At 33.7% G+C, this 17954-nt stretch carries 14 protein-coding genes; 5 read left to right on the top strand and 9 right to left on the bottom strand.

Annotated elements, in window-relative coordinates; translation table 11 throughout:
* Positions 1–6 precede the first annotated feature (6 nt).
* Together COE49_RS09605 and COE49_RS09600 are read right to left on the bottom strand one after the other, a co-directional pair.
* Positions 7–897: a carbohydrate ABC transporter permease gene (locus COE49_RS09605; RefSeq protein ID WP_098252234.1), complete on the bottom strand. Its 891-nt coding sequence runs from the start codon at positions 895–897 to the stop codon at positions 7–9.
* A 77-nt stretch (positions 898–974) separates the two neighbouring features.
* Positions 975–2318, bottom strand: coding sequence for a carbohydrate ABC transporter substrate-binding protein (locus COE49_RS09600; RefSeq protein ID WP_098252233.1), 1344 nt, complete (start codon positions 2316–2318; stop codon positions 975–977).
* Between the two features lie 170 nt (positions 2319–2488).
* Between COE49_RS09600 and COE49_RS09595 the strand changes: the two genes are divergently transcribed.
* The 3 genes from COE49_RS09595 to COE49_RS09585 all read left to right on the top strand — a co-directional run bounded on the left by COE49_RS09595 (position 2489) and on the right by COE49_RS09585 (position 5485).
* Positions 2489–3349 carry an AraC family transcriptional regulator gene (locus tag COE49_RS09595; protein WP_098252232.1) on the top strand — a complete coding sequence of 287 codons (861 nt, stop codon included), beginning with the start codon at positions 2489–2491 and terminating at the stop codon, positions 3347–3349.
* A gap of 68 nt (positions 3350–3417) precedes the next feature.
* Positions 3418–4281, top strand: a complete 864-nt coding sequence (locus COE49_RS09590) for a PucR family transcriptional regulator (protein ID WP_088230605.1) — start codon at positions 3418–3420, stop codon at positions 4279–4281.
* Between the two features lie 100 nt (positions 4282–4381).
* Positions 4382–5485 (top strand): ABC transporter ATP-binding protein, encoded by a 1104-nt coding sequence (locus tag COE49_RS09585; RefSeq protein WP_088230606.1) that lies wholly within the window; start codon positions 4382–4384, stop codon positions 5483–5485.
* A 111-nt stretch (positions 5486–5596) separates the two neighbouring features.
* Here the strand turns inward: COE49_RS09585 and COE49_RS09580 are convergent, their stop codons facing one another.
* From COE49_RS09580 to COE49_RS09560, 5 genes are all read right to left on the bottom strand, one after another.
* Positions 5597–6217 carry a YcnI family copper-binding membrane protein gene (locus COE49_RS09580; RefSeq protein ID WP_088230607.1) on the bottom strand — a complete coding sequence of 207 codons (621 nt, stop codon included), beginning with the start codon at positions 6215–6217 and terminating at the stop codon, positions 5597–5599.
* Positions 6218–6251: 34 nt separating this feature from the next.
* Positions 6252–7901, bottom strand: coding sequence for a copper resistance CopC/CopD family protein (locus COE49_RS09575; RefSeq protein WP_140417348.1), 1650 nt, complete (start codon positions 7899–7901; stop codon positions 6252–6254).
* Between the two features lie 324 nt (positions 7902–8225).
* A complete protein-coding gene (locus COE49_RS09570; RefSeq protein ID WP_088230608.1) occupies positions 8226–8645 on the bottom strand; it encodes a VOC family protein in 420 nt (139 codons plus the stop codon).
* 84 nt (positions 8646–8729) lie between these two features.
* Positions 8730–10088, bottom strand: a complete 1359-nt coding sequence (brnQ, locus tag COE49_RS09565; RefSeq protein ID WP_088230609.1) for a branched-chain amino acid transport system II carrier protein — start codon at positions 10086–10088, stop codon at positions 8730–8732.
* A gap of 237 nt (positions 10089–10325) precedes the next feature.
* On the bottom strand, positions 10326–11018 hold the full coding sequence (locus COE49_RS09560; RefSeq protein WP_088230610.1) for an FMN-dependent NADH-azoreductase: 693 nt from the start codon (positions 11016–11018) through the stop codon (positions 10326–10328).
* 312 nt (positions 11019–11330) lie between these two features.
* Between COE49_RS09560 and COE49_RS09555 the strand changes: the two genes are divergently transcribed.
* A complete protein-coding gene (locus tag COE49_RS09555) occupies positions 11331–12290 on the top strand; it encodes an arsenic resistance protein (RefSeq protein WP_088230611.1) in 960 nt (319 codons plus the stop codon).
* A gap of 295 nt (positions 12291–12585) precedes the next feature.
* Here COE49_RS09555 and COE49_RS09550 read toward each other — a convergent pair whose 3' ends face one another.
* The gene (locus COE49_RS09550) at positions 12586–14097 is read right to left on the bottom strand and encodes a glycosyltransferase (protein ID WP_170933761.1); all 1512 of its coding nucleotides are present in this window, start codon (positions 14095–14097) and stop codon (positions 12586–12588) included.
* 187 nt (positions 14098–14284) lie between these two features.
* Positions 14285–15937 (bottom strand): hypothetical protein, encoded by a 1653-nt coding sequence (locus tag COE49_RS09545; RefSeq protein WP_098357522.1) that lies wholly within the window; start codon positions 15935–15937, stop codon positions 14285–14287.
* 493 nt (positions 15938–16430) lie between these two features.
* Here COE49_RS09545 and COE49_RS27600 point away from each other — a divergent pair.
* Positions 16431–17954 (top strand): adhesive domain-containing protein (locus tag COE49_RS27600; protein WP_176551488.1); only part of this gene is annotated, 1524 nt, incomplete at its 3' end.

Here is a 17954-nt window from a genome sequence, read left to right as displayed (position 1 = left end):
ACCTCCTTAATACTCCAACACTTCCCTTTTAGTAACACGGCTAATAATCGCAGATAATGCGAATGAGAATAAGAAAACGACCACCCCAATAGCCATACCGTAACCGTAAGAAGAATTGGTATAAGCCTGCTTATACATATAGCTTAAAAACACTTCCGTCGATCCGTCGGGTCCGCCGCCGGTCATCGCTTGCACGAGAAGAAAACTTAAATTAATCGTACTAATAACAAAGAAAGTTAACGTCGTCCGCATGTTATTCCAAATTAAAGGCAATGTAATACTGAAAAATTGTCTGAACCGTCCGGCCCCTTCCAAAGAAGATGCTTCATAAAAACTTTCAGGGATACTCGCCATCGCCGCCATATACATGACCATATAGTAACCAACGGCTTGCCAAATAAGTGCTCCGCCGATGCTGTATATGGCAATTTTTTGATTACCAAGCCACATCTTTTGAAGATTATCAAGGTTAAACAAAGCAAGCATATTATTCAACAACCCTGTAGTTGGATCATAAACTGCAGAAAATATACCCGAGATGACCACAACAGATAAAATATTAGGGATGTAGAAAATAATTCGGAATAAACTCTTACCTTTTATCTTTTCTCTCGTTAACAAAGTGGCAAACAAGATCGCCAGCACCATGGTGATAAGTGTAACGATAACAATCAATACAATACTGTTTTGAAGAGATCGAAAGAAGTTCATATCATTCCATAAAATTTTGAAGTTATCCAGCCCAACAAATACCTTATTATTAGAAAATCCTCCCCACTTATATAAGGACATTCTGAATACCTCAATTGTAGGAACAATCATAAAAATAGCTAACAGGATTAGTGCGGGTGCAGTACTAACAAAAATAAAAATTCTTTTTTCTGTTGTCTTATTCATGCCATCACCTCAATTAATAAATATAATGGTGAAACTATTCGTTCACCATTATATGTAGTGAAAACTAATAAACTAATTTATTTTAATGCAGACCGTAATTGGTCACTCACTTTTTCAACAGAGCTTTGCCAATCTTTCACCTTTTTATCACCAGAGATAACACTGTCAATCGTTCTAAATAATGTATCTGGCATACTTACGCCTTCAACAGCTTTCGTTGCAGCAAATCCACCTACCCCGACTTTCACTCCATTATCATAGATACTATAGAATGATTTATTTTCACCTGTTAGTTTATTAGAAAGGCCTTTGATAGGCTGGATTGCACTGGATTCCGCAAAAATTTCAACTGCCTTATCCGAATAAACAAACGTCATGAAATCTTTAGCAGCCTGTTTATTTTTAGCTGCCGACGGAATCCACATTTGTTCAAAGAAAGTAAATGCATAACGGTCGCTACTAGCATTAATTGTTGGTAAAGCCATCATGCCCCATTCAAAACCTTTCGATCGAGGGGCTTCTTTCATTTCCCCAACAACCCACGTACCATTTGGCATAAACAATGCTTTGTTATCGAGAATCAATTGTTGATTTTTCTTGTAGTCTTTATCATTTGCATTAGCAACAGTTGTTGGTTCTGTGTATTTTCCTAATTTTCCGACAATTTCAAAGGCTTTTGTTGCTTCAGAAGTTTCCCAAACACCATCTCCATATTTCATAGCCTTATTGTATAACTCCGGTCCACCCACCCCTAATAGTAAGGAATAGAAGAACGTATCAAAGTAACCAGTGGTAGGATACGTAAATAAAGAAATCCCTTCTGCTTTCGCTTTATCGCCTAAAGCCCACATCTCGTCCCAAGTCTTCGGCACTTCCCAACCTTTTTCTTTGAATAAGTTGGCATTATAGAATAATCCGGTTGGACTATAGAACATCGGTGCCATATAGGTTTTGCCGTCGTTATAAGGATTAGTTGCAGGTGTACCAGTAAGCCCTGGTACTAATTTATCTTTAACTTTGACATCTTCGCCATAAACGTTCTTATCAAAAACATCGGTAATGTCTTCTAATGCTTTATCCTTAATCAATGTTTCTGTCAGTGCCTGTTTTCTCCCGGTTGCCAGCAACACAACATCCGGATATTTTCCTGCTTTCATATTCGAGCCGATGACATCCTCGAGATTTTTATCCACCGTCAATTCAACATCAACTTTTGGATTAGCAGCTTCATATGCTTCAATCACTTTGGTCCACATCTCTTTACCATAAGCCGATTCAAGTGTTGCCACATGAAGGGTTTGTTTTTTACTGGATCCTTTACCGCCCGTAGAGTTATCAACTTTTGTAGTATTACTCTGGCAGGCTATTAAACTAAGAGATAACAAAGCCGTCATTCCAGATAACAAAAACTTTTTTTTCATCTTTATCTTACCCCCATCTCCTAATCTGCCTTTCATAAATCAAGAATACAAAATAGATAACGCTTTCACAATAAACATCTTGTTCTGTTTTTTAGATATCTTGCTTTTTGTTCAATATTCCCCTAAAATCGTTATAATATAGATAAAAATTCGATAAAGGGGGGAGCCATTTGTCCAATGAGGTGTATGAGATTCCGCAATCTCAAAGAGACCATCTTCCAGTAAAACTTCTTTATGTAACAAAATCAAAATACAATAAATATTGGCATAGCACCAATCATGCTCATCACTTTACAGAGCTATTGTATATTACCAAGGGCAAAGGAACTTTTATCTTTAACAAAGAAGAAATCCCCGTCAAAGAGCATGATTTGATTATCATCAACCCGAATGTCGAGCACACGGAAAAGTCTGATACCAATCACCCACTCGAATATATTGCGCTTGGTATTCAAGGTCTCTCCTTTTCATCTACAGAAAATCCGGGTCAGATCACTATTTACAATTATAAACAGGAGCAAAAAAACTTTCTCTTTTACCTTCAGCAATTGCTTGAAGAAGCGGAAAATCAACAGGAAGATTATGAATTAATCATGCAAGATATTTTAGAAATTTTGTTGCTTAAAATGATGAGAAAAAAAGCTTTTAACGTGGAGAAAACCTCTTCTCAAAAAATCAATAAAGATATTGAATTTGTTAAAAATTATATTAAGCAGCATTTTCGTGAAAATATCAGCCTGGATACATTAGCAAAAGTAGGTCATATCAATAAATATTATCTATCACATTCCTTTAGGAAATTCGTCGGTGTTTCACCTATTGAATACTTAATTCAAATCCGGATTAGAGAAAGCAAAATATTGTTGGAAACCACCAACTATCCGATTTCCAATATTTCAACCATTACCGGCTTTTCTTCCCAATCATTCTTTGCACAATCATTTAAACGAGAAACGAATCTATCTCCTTCAAAATACAGAAATACTATAAACTCTAACAAAAATAAAACGGATTTTGATGCAAAAACTTAAGGACACTTGCAATGAATCTATAAATCTTGGACATATTGTTACTATTATTTTAGAAAAGGGGTGTTCCTATGATTCAAAAATTAAAATCATATTATGGTAAAGATATAAAGATTAATGAAGCCGTATTGTCTGAGGATTATAGCTGGTTTTTAGTCGAAGAACATAAAGTAGGGATACGAAAAACTCGATTACATAAAAAGGAACATCTATTGCTTTCATCTATCTTAACACCTATTCATACTGATACATTTTATGAAACAGAAAAAGAAAAATTGTGGTATGAAGTGTTATATAAAAATAAGAGCCTTCCTATCGTATCGGTTCGTTTTTTACACTTCTTCACAACGCACCCTTTAGTAGAAAGAGAAGAATTTCAATATGCTTTACAGTCTATGTTTCCTTTCACCACTACAACAATATGGGAGACCTCTCAAACTGGCGCCCTCATCTTAGAAGAAGATGTACCGGCATCTGTATTGCAAGCAGCCCTTGATACACTAGAAACAGATTTTTTTATATCTCTATCCTTTTTTATGGGAAGACACTATACACAAACAAATGAAATTGCTCAATTATATCAATGGGAGCGAAATTTATTTTCTGTTCTTTCTCCCTATGTATCGCAAAAAATTATACATATTGAACAACTACTTCCTTATCAACTAATGATTTCATTACCGAAAGAAGAAAGAGAAAAATACACGAATCAATTATTAGCACCCATTTCTAATAACAAGGAACTAATAGATAGTATTAAAGTATTCTTTCAATGTAATTTAAATGTATCACTTGCAGCTAAACAATTATATTTACATCGTAATACTTTACAATATCGAATTGATAAATTCATTGAAAAGACAGGAATTAATATAAAAACTTTTGAGGGTGCAGTAACAGTTTATATGGCTTTTCTTTCATTAGATATCTCGTAAACTTGCATAAAAACCTCACATTCTTTTGTGCACCATGCCAATTTACCTACGCCTTAAATAATCTTATAATTCAATTAATTATAAAAGGGAGTGAGTAATTATGACAGAACTTGTATTAGATCATATTTTTAAAGTTTATGATAATAAAACGACTGCTGTTTCTGATTTTAATTTACATATTGAAGATAAAGAGTTTATCGTATTTGTCGGACCTTCTGGATGTGGAAAATCAACAACTCTACGTATGATTGCTGGTCTAGAAGACATTTCTGACGGTTCATTTTATATTGATGGCGTACGCATGAATGATGTCGCTCCAAAAGATCGCAACATTGCAATGGTATTTCAGAATTACGCACTATATCCACATATGTCTGTTTATGAGAATATGGCTTTTGGCTTGAAACTACGAAAACTACCAAAAGCTGAAATTAATCACCGTGTAACTGAGGCGGCGAAAATCTTAGGGCTTGAAGATTACTTACAACGAAAACCGAAAGCATTATCAGGTGGACAACGCCAACGTGTTGCGCTAGGAAGAGCTATCGTTCGTGACGCAAAAATATTTTTAATGGACGAGCCTCTATCCAATTTAGACGCAAAATTACGCGTAAGTATGCGTTCCGAAATCTCTAAACTTCATCGTCGTTTAAACACGACTACTATATATGTGACACATGATCAAACAGAAGCAATGACAATGGCATCGCGCCTAGTTGTTATGAAAGATGGACTTATTCAGCAAATTGGTACTCCAAAAGAAGTATATGATAATCCTGAAAACATTTTTGTTGGAGGATTCATCGGTTCTCCAGCTATGAATTTCTTTACCGGAACATTACAAGATAAATATTTCCATATAGAAAATATTCGCTTCAAGGTACCAGAGGGTCTATTAAAAACATTAACTAAACAGGGGTATAATGGAAAAACAATCATACTCGGTATTCGTCCTGAAGACATTCATGATGAACCAATTGTTCTTCAAGCTTCTCCTGAATCCACTGTCGAAATTACAGTAGAAGTTGCTGAGTTATTAGGTGCCGAAACGATGATTCATGGCAAACTTGCGAGCCAAAACTTTATTGCACGAATCAATGCCCGTTCCGAAATTAAAGCAACCGATAAAATTCCGTTAGCTTTTAGTTTAACTAAAGCTCATTTTTTCGATATTGATACAGAACAACGTATACGTAATAATTAGACATACTTGATTAACAATTCCATGTTTTACGTAACACCTTTTCTGGCTGCTGAAAAGTCTTCTCCACAATCTAGAGAAAGAGCCTACTGTTTGTAGGCTCTTTCTCTTTCCTTATTTTTTACGACGTACGACAAACACACACGCGCCCACCGACGATACAATCGCCAAAATAGATAAGACAATTGCTATTGTTGTCATATTACTTGTACTCTCATTTTTTTCAACACTTGACACTTCTCCATGTTCTCCTGTTAATGATGTACCTTTTGTAATTGCAGTAAGTGAATGTGGTTTCTCCGCTTTTTCGTCGCCTGTCCATTCAACAATTTCTCCATCTTTATATTGTTGATATGCATCCCAAGCTATTTTTTGTTCCTTATTTGGATTTTTAGCAACGAAAGTAAATCGTTGAAACTGACCAGGTAAAATTCCCTCACCTGTTGCTTCCCATACTACAGTTTTAACTTTTCCATCTGTATCTTTTTTCTCTTCCACTTTCCATCCCGGCACTGGTTCATATTGCTGAAATTCAACTCCAGACGGTATTTTTAGTGTGACTTTTGTCGTTGCCACATTCTTTTCAACTGGTACTTTTATCGTGTACGTCTCCCAAGAGTTAACATCTGAAGTTGCTGGTTTCACAGTTACGTGAGCACTAACAGGTAACACAAAAATTCCCATTGCAATGATTGTTGCTATCATTGTTGTTCCTAATTTTTTTATACGTTTCATTTTCTATTAACTCCTTTTCATCTATTAGGCCCCTTTATCTGCCACCTACAATAAATTTATAATCTGCATCGAAGCTATCAAGAGATTTTGTTAATCCATGAACATGTATATTCCAGTTTCCTGTCATGTTAATATACATACCTTCCGCTTCATATTCTCCTGGTGAAACAGCTGAAGCTTTAAATGAACCTTTGCCCATATTCATATCTAACGATTGAGTTGTCAATACAATTTGTTCCATATCAGTAACAGGCTGTCCATTCTCATCCTTTAAAGTAATATGAAATATATTTTGTCCTACCTTATTAGGACTCACCTGTAGAGTAAGTTCATATCCATTATTTAATTGCTTACTCTCTGTAAAAGGTCCAGTAGGAGGCATCGGCGGTGTTTGTACGTTTGTCATAAAAGCTACGATTATAAAAACGATAATTCCTATGATAAATTCTATTTTCACCGTAGCTCCTAACCTTTGCTGCGCCCGTATTCTTCCCTTCACATAATGAACAATTCCCAATATTCCCATGCAAACGAATAAAAGTATCTTTGCTAATAAAGCTAATCCATACTTCGTATCAAATAGTGAATGGATCGTAGGAATAAAAAATGTACTATTAAAAAGACCCGTTATTACAATCACTATAACAGCACCTGTTGCCCACGGTGAAAAACGCTTAATTGCATCCCAATACTTAGTCCACTTATCCTCCTCTTTACGTAAAAGAAGAATAATTGATGATAAACCGCCAATCCATAATGACGCTGCAAATAAATGTAGAAAATCCATAACGATAGCAATGCCTTTAAACTTCAAACCATATGCATGACTATTTAAAGCTTTCATAACAAGCAGCCCAGTAAACAATAGTATTGGAATGCTCCATACTTTAAACGACGAAAGTTTCTCACGCTTCACCGCAAAATATGTAACTAGTATAAGCATACTAATAAGAGCCATTTGCGTAATCCATACATAACCAAAAACAGATAGCTGTAATGTTTCTTTTAATAAGAAAGGATCAAATGCTTCTAGCCATGAAACATCAGCATTCATTTTCGATTGCAACGGTAGATTGAATAGTAAACTAATGAATATACCAATTAATGAGATCCATATTATTCTCTTACTTCTTGATTGAACTTCTATTGCATTTCCTTTATACATAATAAGATTAAAAAATAGAACTCCTAAAAATAGTGCGAAACTTGTATATAGAATCCCGCGTTCCATAATCATATCAATTTGCGGAACATACCCCATCTCTTCTACTTGTATATCGTCTGTGCCAGCTTCTGCTAACCCAACACGAAATGGAATCACACCTTGAATGGGATGCCCGTCAGCTGAAATAACTTTCCATTGAATTGAGTAGAGACCATTTTTGAGGTTCTCTTTTAACCCAGCTTCTAATACTTTTTTATTCTTTTTATCAATATGAGCATCTTTTAAATCTACTCTTTTACCTGAGGAATCTCTTACAAACAATGTATTAAAATGCGAAACTTGTATATCCTCATCAAATTCAATTTTTACAACAGATGGTGCTTTCTTCAACGTTTCATTTTCAGTAGGATTTGATTTCACCACATATGCATGAGCAGATACGCTTTTTGGTATCAATATGATACATACACACGCAACTAATAGCCATACCCCTAACCTTCTCATTACTTTCAAGCTTATTTCACTTCTTTCGTCTTCGTTACTACACTTTCAATACTGTTTATTTTGATTTTCCATCAAAATGTTAATCTGGTTAAGTATAGGTTTCTACATAGTGCAATACTTTATTTATCCTTCACCTCTTAACTTCCAATATTATAGCTACTACTTCCATTGATACAACTTACATTTTTAAAGCCGATTGTTATTATATCACAAAATATATTTATGTAAGTTCCAGAAGAAGAAAAGTTCTCGTGAATCATTTGTGAAGAAAATGTGAAATACATAAATAAAAAGGTGTCACATTAGTATGTAACACCTTCCACAAAAAATATTCTTCTTTTATTTCTCTTCCGGATAATCACAATATTCAATAATTGTCCCTTCCGTATCCGCTGGGTTAAGGTAAATCAATCGTCTACCATGTTTATTTATTCGAAGTGTATGCTCTAACGTTCGAATTCCTTGTTCTTTCAATTCTTCTAAAGCTACATCTAAATCATCTACACGATACGCAACATGATGAACGCCTTTCCCCTTTTGTTTAATAAATCGTGCGATTGGAGATGTCGTATTATTCGTAGGCGCAAGTAATTCAATTCTATCACCGTCTACTTCCATAATAGCAACTTCACTTTCAACTCCTGGCGCTTCACTTACGTAACGGTCAATTAAAGTTCCTGACAAAACCGTTTCATAAAAATGTATCGTACTATCTATATCACGAACTGCGATTCCGATATGATCAATTGTTTTTTTCATTTTATTTCCCCTAATACTTTATTTTTTCTCACTATTAATAGTAACAAAAAAAGTCATAGAAACAAGTTCTATAACTTTTTTTATTTAACCTATTTTCTTACCCGCTCTAGTTGCTGGTTGAACTTGATTTTTCACTTTTAAAACGCTAATACCATATCCGATAAATCCACCGATAATCGCTGGGAAGATCCAGCCTAATCCTACTTCTTGCATTGGAAGGAATTTAGTGAACACTTTGCTTACTACTTCAATGTTAACTCCAGCTGCACTCAATCCATCGAATAAGCTGATGATAAATGTTACGATTAAACTCACTTGATAAACTTCAGCTCTTCCTTTAAATAGTGAATGGAAGAATGTTAAGAAAATCAATACAATTGCTAGTGGATAAATTGCTGTCAATACCGGAACAGAAACTGCGATTAGTTGTGTTAATCCTACGTTTGCAACAATTGCACTAAATACACATAGCGTGATTGCGATTGCTTTGTAAGGAACATTTGGGAATAACTTATGGAAGAATGAAGAACATGCTGATACAAGTCCCACACTAGTCGTTAAACAAGCAACTGTAATCATTAATCCTAATAATACGCCACCATATGATCCGAAATAGTAGTTAGAAACTTTTGCTAATACTTCTCCACCGTTTTCTAAATATCCAAGTTTCGCAACACTTGAAGCCCCCATATAAGAAAGCGCTGTATAAATAATTGCTAAAATAGATGCTGCAATGATTGTCGCCTTTGCACAAACGACCATAATTTGTTTTTTCGTTTTCGCACCTTTTTCTTTAATTGCATTAATGATGATGATCCCAAATACGAATGATGCAAGTGTGTCCATTGTTAAGTATCCTTCTTGGAATCCTTTAAAGAACGCATGCGATGTATAATCTTCAACTGGCGCTTGCAGATCTCCAATCGGATGAATAAAAGCAACGATTACTAAAATCCCGATGAATGTTAATTTAATTGGTGTTAATATTTTCCCAACAATATCGACAATTTTTGCAGGATTTAGCGAAAAAAAACAAGTAATGCTAAAGAATATAATTGTAAAAAGAATTAACGATGTAGAACCTAATCCTTCTGGTATAAACGGTTTAAGACCAATTTCATAAGAAACATTTCCTGTTCTTGGTATTGCAAATAACGGGCCGATTGCTAAGTATAAAACTGTTGTAAACACAATCCCGAACACTGGGTGAACACGACTTGCTAATGACTGTAAATCATCTTTACCTGAAAAACCAAATGCTAGTACACCTAGTAATGGTAATCCAACACCTGTTACTAAAAATCCAGCGTTAGCAATCCATACATTTTCTCCTGCCGATTGACCAAGCATCGCTGGGAATATTAAATTTCCTGCTCCAAAAAATAGGGCGAATAACATTAAACCAATAACTACAACGAACGAGAACGGTACTTTATTCGTCATCATATAACCTCCATTCAAAATAACCTATATCATTTCCATTTTTAACTAATTGAATTTTCTGAATATTTAATTTGAACATCAACTATTCTTGAACTAATTATAGTTTGAAAGATAATATTTTGCAATACTATTTTCAAACTTTTCTTTCATTTTATTAATATACATTTTTTAACATTAGTAATAGACTAAAAAACCAACATGGTCATCCATGTTGGTTTTTCCATTTACTATCATTAGTTAAAATTGCGCCGCTACTTTTTTCACGTTTTCTAAACCTTCTTCAACAATTTGTTGTGAACGATCTGGATATTGATTGTGTCCTTCAATTACAACTGTCTCTGGATTTGTAATTCCCCAGAATCCAAGCACATTTGTTACATAATTAACTGCCATTTCCATAGGAGCCATTTGATCTGAAGAGTAATCTGAACCACGAGCACCTAACACAACTACTTTCTTATCACCAGCTAAACCTTCTGGACCATTTGCTGTATATTTAAACGTTTTGCCCGCTTGAGAAAGGTATGAAATATACGTAATTAATGGTGCTGGCACTGTAAAGTTCCATAATGGGAATGCAAATACAACTTTATCTGCTTCTAAAAACTGATTTAAATATTGATCTACTGTTGCTACAGCCTTTTCTTCTTCTGCTGTTAACTCCATTCCTTGACTACGTTTATATCCGCCTGAAATAGCGACATTTCCGTAATAAGGAAGATCTAGTGCAAATAAATCTAACTCCGTCACTTCTGTATTTGGATTTGCTTCTTTATAAGTACTTACAAATGTTTCATACATTTTTGAACTAACTGCTTGCTCCGCTGGACGATCGTTTGCTTTTACAAATAATACTTTTGACATAACTTGATTCTCCTCTACTTTTGTATTTTCTTCTTTTTTACCAAATAATGAGCTAAATAATCCCACTCGCCTCACCTAAACTTTCTTTTCATATTCATTATTCATCATCATAAAAATTCTTATTCTAAGAAAAAATTCCAATAGATACCTTAAGTTAAACTCTCTAAAACTTTTTGTTATTTAATTACCTTATGTAAGTGAGTATATTACAACCACTTACTTTAGTCAAGTAACTTTTTAAAATTAAAAATATCTCAAATTAAAAATATATAAGAAAGATATTCCCTCAGTCAAAATGTTAAACTCGAAAACACATACGTGAAATACCTTGTATAATACAATTAGAGAGAGAAATTCACCAATAGAGAGGATTTATTAATGAGTACTTTAGAAAAGATTCAAACCTTTATCATTCTTGCAGCTGTTATATTCGGAGTTATATTGGGGCAATTTAATATGATACATATGCATTCTGAAAAATTTATTGTCCCCTTCTTATTTTTCATGCTATATGGACTATTCCTCAGCATCCCATTAAAAGAAATAAAAAACGGATTCCGCAATTTAAAATTTGCTGGAACAAGCCTTACCATTAATTTTTTATGGACACCTCTCCTCGCTTGGGGATTAGGTGCACTATTTCTTTCAGATCATCCAGCACTTTGGGTTGGGTTTATTATGTTAATGGTTACTCCATGTACAGATTGGTACTTAATATTTACTGAAATAGCGAAAGGAAATGTGGCGCTTTCTACTGCAATTCTACCTGTAAATTTAATTTTGCAAGTACTACTCCTTCCAATTTATTTATTTTTATTTGCTGGTGTAATGAAGACCGTAGCAGTTTCTGTTTTAGTAGAAAGTATTGTTATCGTAATCGTCTTACCATTTTTACTTGCACACGCTACAAAATTCATTATGAATAAAATGAAAAAAGCTAAAACACTCGAGAATAAACTCATTCCATTTTTCAGCTCTGCCCAAATTGTATTTTTAAGTTTAGCCATAGTAGCGATGTTTGCATCCCAAGGTAAATATTTACTACAAAACATGAATGTCGTTTTATTATTACTGATTCCTGTTCTATTGTTCTTCATTATTAATTTTTTACTAGGACAATTTATCGGGCGCATTATGCGTTTATCTTATAAAGATACAGTAAGCCTAAACTTAACAACATTAGCAAGAAACTCGCCTGTTGCGCTCGCTATTGCTGTGACTGCTTTTCCAGACGAGCCTCTTATTGCACTTGCACTCGTTATTGGGCCGTTGATTGAGCTGCCCGTACTCGCTTGTGTTTCACAAGTGTTGTTGCTTATTAAGAAAAAACAATACTAGGTAAACTAGGAAAAATAAAAACTCGTCCCAGTGTCCATTTACACATGCGACGAGTTTTATTATTACAGTTTTTTTAAAGAACATATAGTAAGTAATTTTATAATACGGACTTCCTCTTACACTCTAATATCCTCTATTTTCAATAAGATATCCTTTGAACTTCGTCAAAAATTGAATCATTCAAAAGCGTTATTTTTTCAATTTATGATTCGTGCAACCCCTTAGCTTAATAGTGATTGGTCCGTATCCCTATAAGTAACTAGCTATTTGAGAGTAACATGTTGTATTCATTATTTTAATTATTGGGAGTTGTTAATAGTAAATCTTTTATTAAAGATTCCCACTGCTTAGAAACAATTGCTCCTGTAAATTCCTTAATTACTTCATATGAATTCTCACTATAGCGTTCTCTTGTTTGATCATGTTGTAATAATTCTATTACTTTTTCAGCAAATTGTTCCATATTATCCGCTTCAACTTTCATAGAATTTTCACCATGTCTTAAGTAATCCCCTAAATAATCAATATCAAAATAAATAACGGGACATCCACATGCAATTGCTTCTTGGGCAGCTAAACAAAATCCCTCATTGCGGCTTGTTAGTAAAAAACAGCTACTTTCGTTTAAAATTTGTTTAGTTTGAAACGTAAAGGGATGTATAAAAATACTTTTCTCCATATTATTTCTCTTTATTATATCTATTAATTTACTTTTTTCTTTACCTTCTCCATAAATATGCAATGTTGCAGAAGGAATTTTTTTCACTACCCTTGTAAAAATTCCAACCATTTTATCAATCTGTTTTTCGGGTGATAATCTTGCAAATAAAACACACTTATTTTTTTCACGTTTTTCAAAAGGAACTTTTTCAATTTCACCAGAAATAGAATGAGGTATTACAGCTAACTTCTCTTCTCCCCCGAATCTATTAGCAATATCCTGCTTTTGCTTTCCGGTTAAAACCACAATTTTCTCAACTTGATTAAAGTCCTTCCAAATCGGTATGTAATTCGAATTAAGTGCCCCATTTAATTTATCACTCGGATTATTATAAAAAGTACTATGAATTATAGGAACAACGTGGACCTTGGGGTTTCTTATGTTTTTTACAATATGATAATAAAATCGATTTTTGTCCACGAACAAAATGCTTTCATCATCATTTTTTATTTTCTGTGTAATCCAAATTTGAATTAATTCTTCTTCTGTCACACTTTTGCGAAAGTTACCACATTCATCCATTAACAAGAAAATATCCTGTTTTATATCTTTAACTAAAGCTATTGTGCCGTCTGTTCTGTAATATTCTTCACGTACTATTTTTTGTGTATCATCGAAATACTGCTTACTAGACAATGTACCGTATTCATCAAATAGCTCCTTCATATACTTTTTCCCATGAATAAAATTGTTAATATAGTTAATTTTCTGTTTGTCTTTCTCATCGTATACGATGTATTTTATAACTTCTTTATTTTCATTTATTACTTTCACAACATTTTCTTGATTAGGTTCTTGAGCAGCAGACCATATACTCTCACTAACATGTTTAGATATTTTCCGATTTTCCGAGTGTTGAAAATCTCCATATAGATTTGCGAAATTCACCTTATTAGACAATCTATAAGAATCCAAATACATCGATCTGCATTTATCTAATGTTCTTCTATATTTTAATGATAATAGTTTTATATCATAATTTAAAAATTCATCAAAGATTTGGGCTCTCTTTAGCGAAGATATCTCAATCCCCGTTAATTTTTCACCATAATCTAAATTTAGAAAATACACTCCTATTTTCCTCATTAAAAATCTCCTTTCACTCAAAAACCTACTTAAAGAAGTTCCACTATAACTGTATAATCATTAATACGTTATTTATCCCACTATTTGTGAGCAGTAAAACTCCACTTCAAAATTCAGCTTAAACAAAGAAGTTAAGTGGGAGATGAACAAAATCCCACCGGACTAAACTTTCACTTTATACCCAAACTTAATTTTGTGGATTTTTTAAATAATTAATAAATCCTGAAAGAAAATGCTCTGCATCATCTATTCTAGTTCTAAAACGATCATGCCGAGAATAGAATCCATATTGTATCTTTTGTGGGTTTTTAAAATACATTGCTATTTCTGGCAGAAAAACTCCTGTAATTTCATGTCGAGCTCGTTTGGTTCTAATTTTTTCAAACTTCTCTACATCATATTTTTCTAATAGTTCAGGATGTTCTTTTTTACATTTTTCTATTAATAAATGAGCAGAGTTCATAAGCTCTAGAAGAGTAGGGTATGCCGTCTCTCTTTTATCAATAAATTCCAAGTGTTCAAAAGCATTTCTAATTCCAAAATCGAAATAGTCAGGACAATTGATATAATATGTAATTTCATTTGCGGCGTAACTTAACCAATGGTCATGATATTTCCAATATTTCTTTTCAATCAAACGGTCAAAAATGCGTTGCGCAAGCTCTAAAATATGCTTATCTTGAACTAAAGTATATAAACGCATTAATCCAAAAACAGCTTCTCCATCATAATAAACCGTCCGAAACTCTTCTACTACTTGAAGTGTTTCCCCATCTAAAACATGTACGGTATTTCCAGCCTTGTCCACCATTCTTTCAAGGGCGGAAACAACCTGTAAACAAGAGGATTCATACTCTCTTGATCCTGTAATAGACATATATTTACTTAATGCAAGCAAGACCATACCTTGCGCACCTAGTTTAATCTCCCTATTTGTACTTTCAAAAAAGAACCGTTGATTATCTACTAGTTTACTTAAATGTTTAATTCCCCAATCAATAGAGGATTTAATTTTTTTAACCATCGAAAAGTCCTTTGTATATTCAAGAACTTCTAATAAGGCATATAAACTAGAAAAATGACGAATTGTATTATAACTTGTCAAAGTACGGTCATAGCAAGGAAAATATCCGTATACAAATTTACCGTCATGTGAAAGTTGATTTACTAAAAACTTTCCACCCTCTTCCACAATATGAGTTAGTAGTTTCTTTTCATTTTTTCCATTTATAAAACGGATACCGTTATACAACTCTCTTTTTTGCAAGTCTACTAATGTACCGCTTTCTTCAATAAGAAATGATTTCGTTGTGAATATATGTAAAACTTTTGAATGGAGCATTTCTTCTTTTAGGAAGAGTGGTCTTTTATACTTTTCAAAAATATACTTATTAAGATTATTAAAATCAAAATGCAAATCAACATTACCTAATTGTGAAATCCGATAATTAGGACCAGGTTTTAAAATTTCATTTGCATTTATCTCTTGCTCTAAAAAGGCTACTTCAAATCGATTATCAAAAGCTATGCCGTATCTAAAATAATTGTTTCTTTCTATCGTGCTAAATTGTTGCTGTAATTCTTCATAACTCATAGTACGTACTGAATCAACAACGTCAATCTTAATCCATGGTGAAACGTTGTAATATCTATCAATATGACGTTCTATCTTCGTCCAAATTCTATTGGAATTTTCATGTCGAGTTTGCCATACGAAAGCTCGTTTGTTTAGAAAACCTACAGAAACAAAAGCTATTTTCTGAGAATGATCCTGTGGTAATGATGCTAGTACTCTTTTTTTTACCTTTTCAAGTAACTCAGATCGGGATATTCGTGTCATTTTCTCACTCCATCTATCAATTATACGTTTTACATTATACACACATTACCATTTTTCGGAAAGTAGATTTTCACTCCCTTTTACCTTCTATCTCTCCTTCATATAAGAATTCTAATTTGAAATTTTTTCATTAAATACATAAAAACAAAAAAAATCCTAAACATTTCCATTTTAATATGATACCATATCATAGGTGTGACACAAATATACATTTTACAGCAATTTTGTGTCATACTTAACAACTTTTTGTAACAGTTAACGGAATTACATTTTATGTACTTAATATTACATGAAATAAATTAATTAAACCATTATTACATAATATTAATTTATTTAACTAACATTACATAGAGTTAATTATTACTTTTATATTAAGTGAAATTAATCTAGTACTTCTATACTACAAAAGAGTAAATTTATTCACTTAATATTACATGAAACTAATTACACGAAATTAATATTACATGTAGTTAATCAAAGGGGAAGAGAATACATGAAAAAGAAGGTCAACTATAAGAAAAAGTTGAACGCTAATAACTCTAGAAAACTAATGCTATCTGCCAAACTATTAACAGCAACTTGTGTACTGATTGCACCTTTCGCACCAAATGCTTCAAATCATATACCATTTGCTCAATCAGGGGTAGCTTACGCAGATGGTCTTACAGATATTACGATTCTACAAAATGCAAAATTAACAACGTCTAACGATCGTCCAGTACAAAAACCTGATGGATCATACGATTTTGATTTAACATTATCAGGCCGAGCACTAGCTGAAGTAGGCGCTTTAGATGATAAAAAAATTGTTTTCACAATTCCAAAAGAACTTCGGGGAAAAATTACAAATCCGACAGTTGACATCAGCGTCGAACTATTACCTTTACAACTTGCAGATGTCCCATTACTAAACACTACTTTAACTGGTCTTCAAGCAACATTGGAAACGGTTAACGGTATCTTAAAACCAATCAGTAAAGTTCCACTTGTTGGTAGACTTGTTAGTGGGCTCATAACTGCGATTACAAATTTAACAACTAACATCAATCAAACTATCGAAGGACTAAAACATTTAGGAACTTATACAGACTCACTTCCAGGTGTAATTTCAAACGACGGTAGTACTATTACTGTCGATTTCGATGAAGGTCTAGGGAATTACTTGCAAAAAACATATGCGGAAATTCTTAGTCCTCTTGTGAATGGATTGGATCAATTTGTTAAGGAGTTAATAAACGGACTTCCAGTTTTAGGGAAAATTCTAGGGCCAGTTTTAACTCCAATTGTAGATACTGCTTTAAAACCGGTACTAGCCCTACTTCAAGGAGTAATTAACGGAACTGGAGATCTAGCTAATGCACTACTAAATGCTAGAATTCTAGGAGAAAACAAATATACATTGCATGCAACAACTTTAGATCCGAATATTCCGCTTTCTGATTTTCATGCCGCAGCAATAAAAGGGAATTTAATTAATCTAGATTTAATTACTTCAGGCGCATCGAAACAAAGAATTTACTGGAAAGATGACTCTGATAGTGACTCTGATTCCGATTCTGATAGCGACAGTGAATCAGACTCTGACTCTGATTCTGATTCTGATTCCGATAGCGACTCTGATTCCGACTCTGACTCTGATAGTGATTCCGATAGTGACTCTGATTCTGATTCTGATTCCGATAGCGACTCTGACAGCGATTCCGATTCTGACAGCGATTCTGATTCTGACAGTGACTCTGATAGCGACTCTGATTCCGACTCTGATTCCGACTCTGATTCTGACTCTGATTCCGATTCCGACAGTGATTCCGATTCTGATAGCGACTCTGATTCCGACAGAGACTCTGACAGCGATTCTGATTCCGATAGTGACTCTGATTCCGACTCTGACTCTGATTCCGATAGTGACTCTGATTCTGACTCTGACTCTGATTCTGATTCTGATTCCGACTCTGATTCTGTTTCCGATTCTGATAGCGACAGTGATTCTGATTCCGATTCTGATAGCGACAGTGAT

The sequence above is a fragment of the Bacillus sp. AFS029637 genome (genome assembly GCF_002584985.1).
In the GTDB taxonomy this organism is placed as follows: Bacteria; Bacillota; Bacilli; order Bacillales; family Bacillaceae_G; genus Bacillus_A.
The sequence above is the reverse complement of the archived record's forward strand: the minus strand, read 5'-3'. Positions and strand labels throughout refer to the sequence as shown.

Coding starts and splice junctions, on each gene's coding strand:
- COE49_RS09605 (WP_098252234.1), bottom strand. CDS start 897: ATGAATAAGACAACAGAAAAAAGAATTTTTATTTTTGTTAGTACTGCA.
- COE49_RS09600 (WP_098252233.1), bottom strand. CDS start 2,318: ATGAAAAAAAAGTTTTTGTTATCTGGAATGACGGCTTTGTTATCTCTT.
- COE49_RS09590 (WP_088230605.1), top strand. CDS start 3,418: ATGATTCAAAAATTAAAATCATATTATGGTAAAGATATAAAGATTAAT.
- COE49_RS09585 (WP_088230606.1), top strand. CDS start 4,382: ATGACAGAACTTGTATTAGATCATATTTTTAAAGTTTATGATAATAAA.
- COE49_RS09580 (WP_088230607.1), bottom strand. CDS start 6,217: ATGAAACGTATAAAAAAATTAGGAACAACAATGATAGCAACAATCATT.
- COE49_RS09570 (WP_088230608.1), bottom strand. CDS start 8,645: ATGAAAAAAACAATTGATCATATCGGAATCGCAGTTCGTGATATAGAT.
- brnQ (WP_088230609.1), bottom strand. CDS start 10,088: ATGACGAATAAAGTACCGTTCTCGTTCGTTGTAGTTATTGGTTTAATG.
- COE49_RS09555 (WP_088230611.1), top strand. CDS start 11,331: ATGAGTACTTTAGAAAAGATTCAAACCTTTATCATTCTTGCAGCTGTT.
- COE49_RS09550 (WP_170933761.1), bottom strand. CDS start 14,097: ATGAGGAAAATAGGAGTGTATTTTCTAAATTTAGATTATGGTGAAAAA.
- COE49_RS09545 (WP_098357522.1), bottom strand. CDS start 15,937: ATGACACGAATATCCCGATCTGAGTTACTTGAAAAGGTAAAAAAAAGA.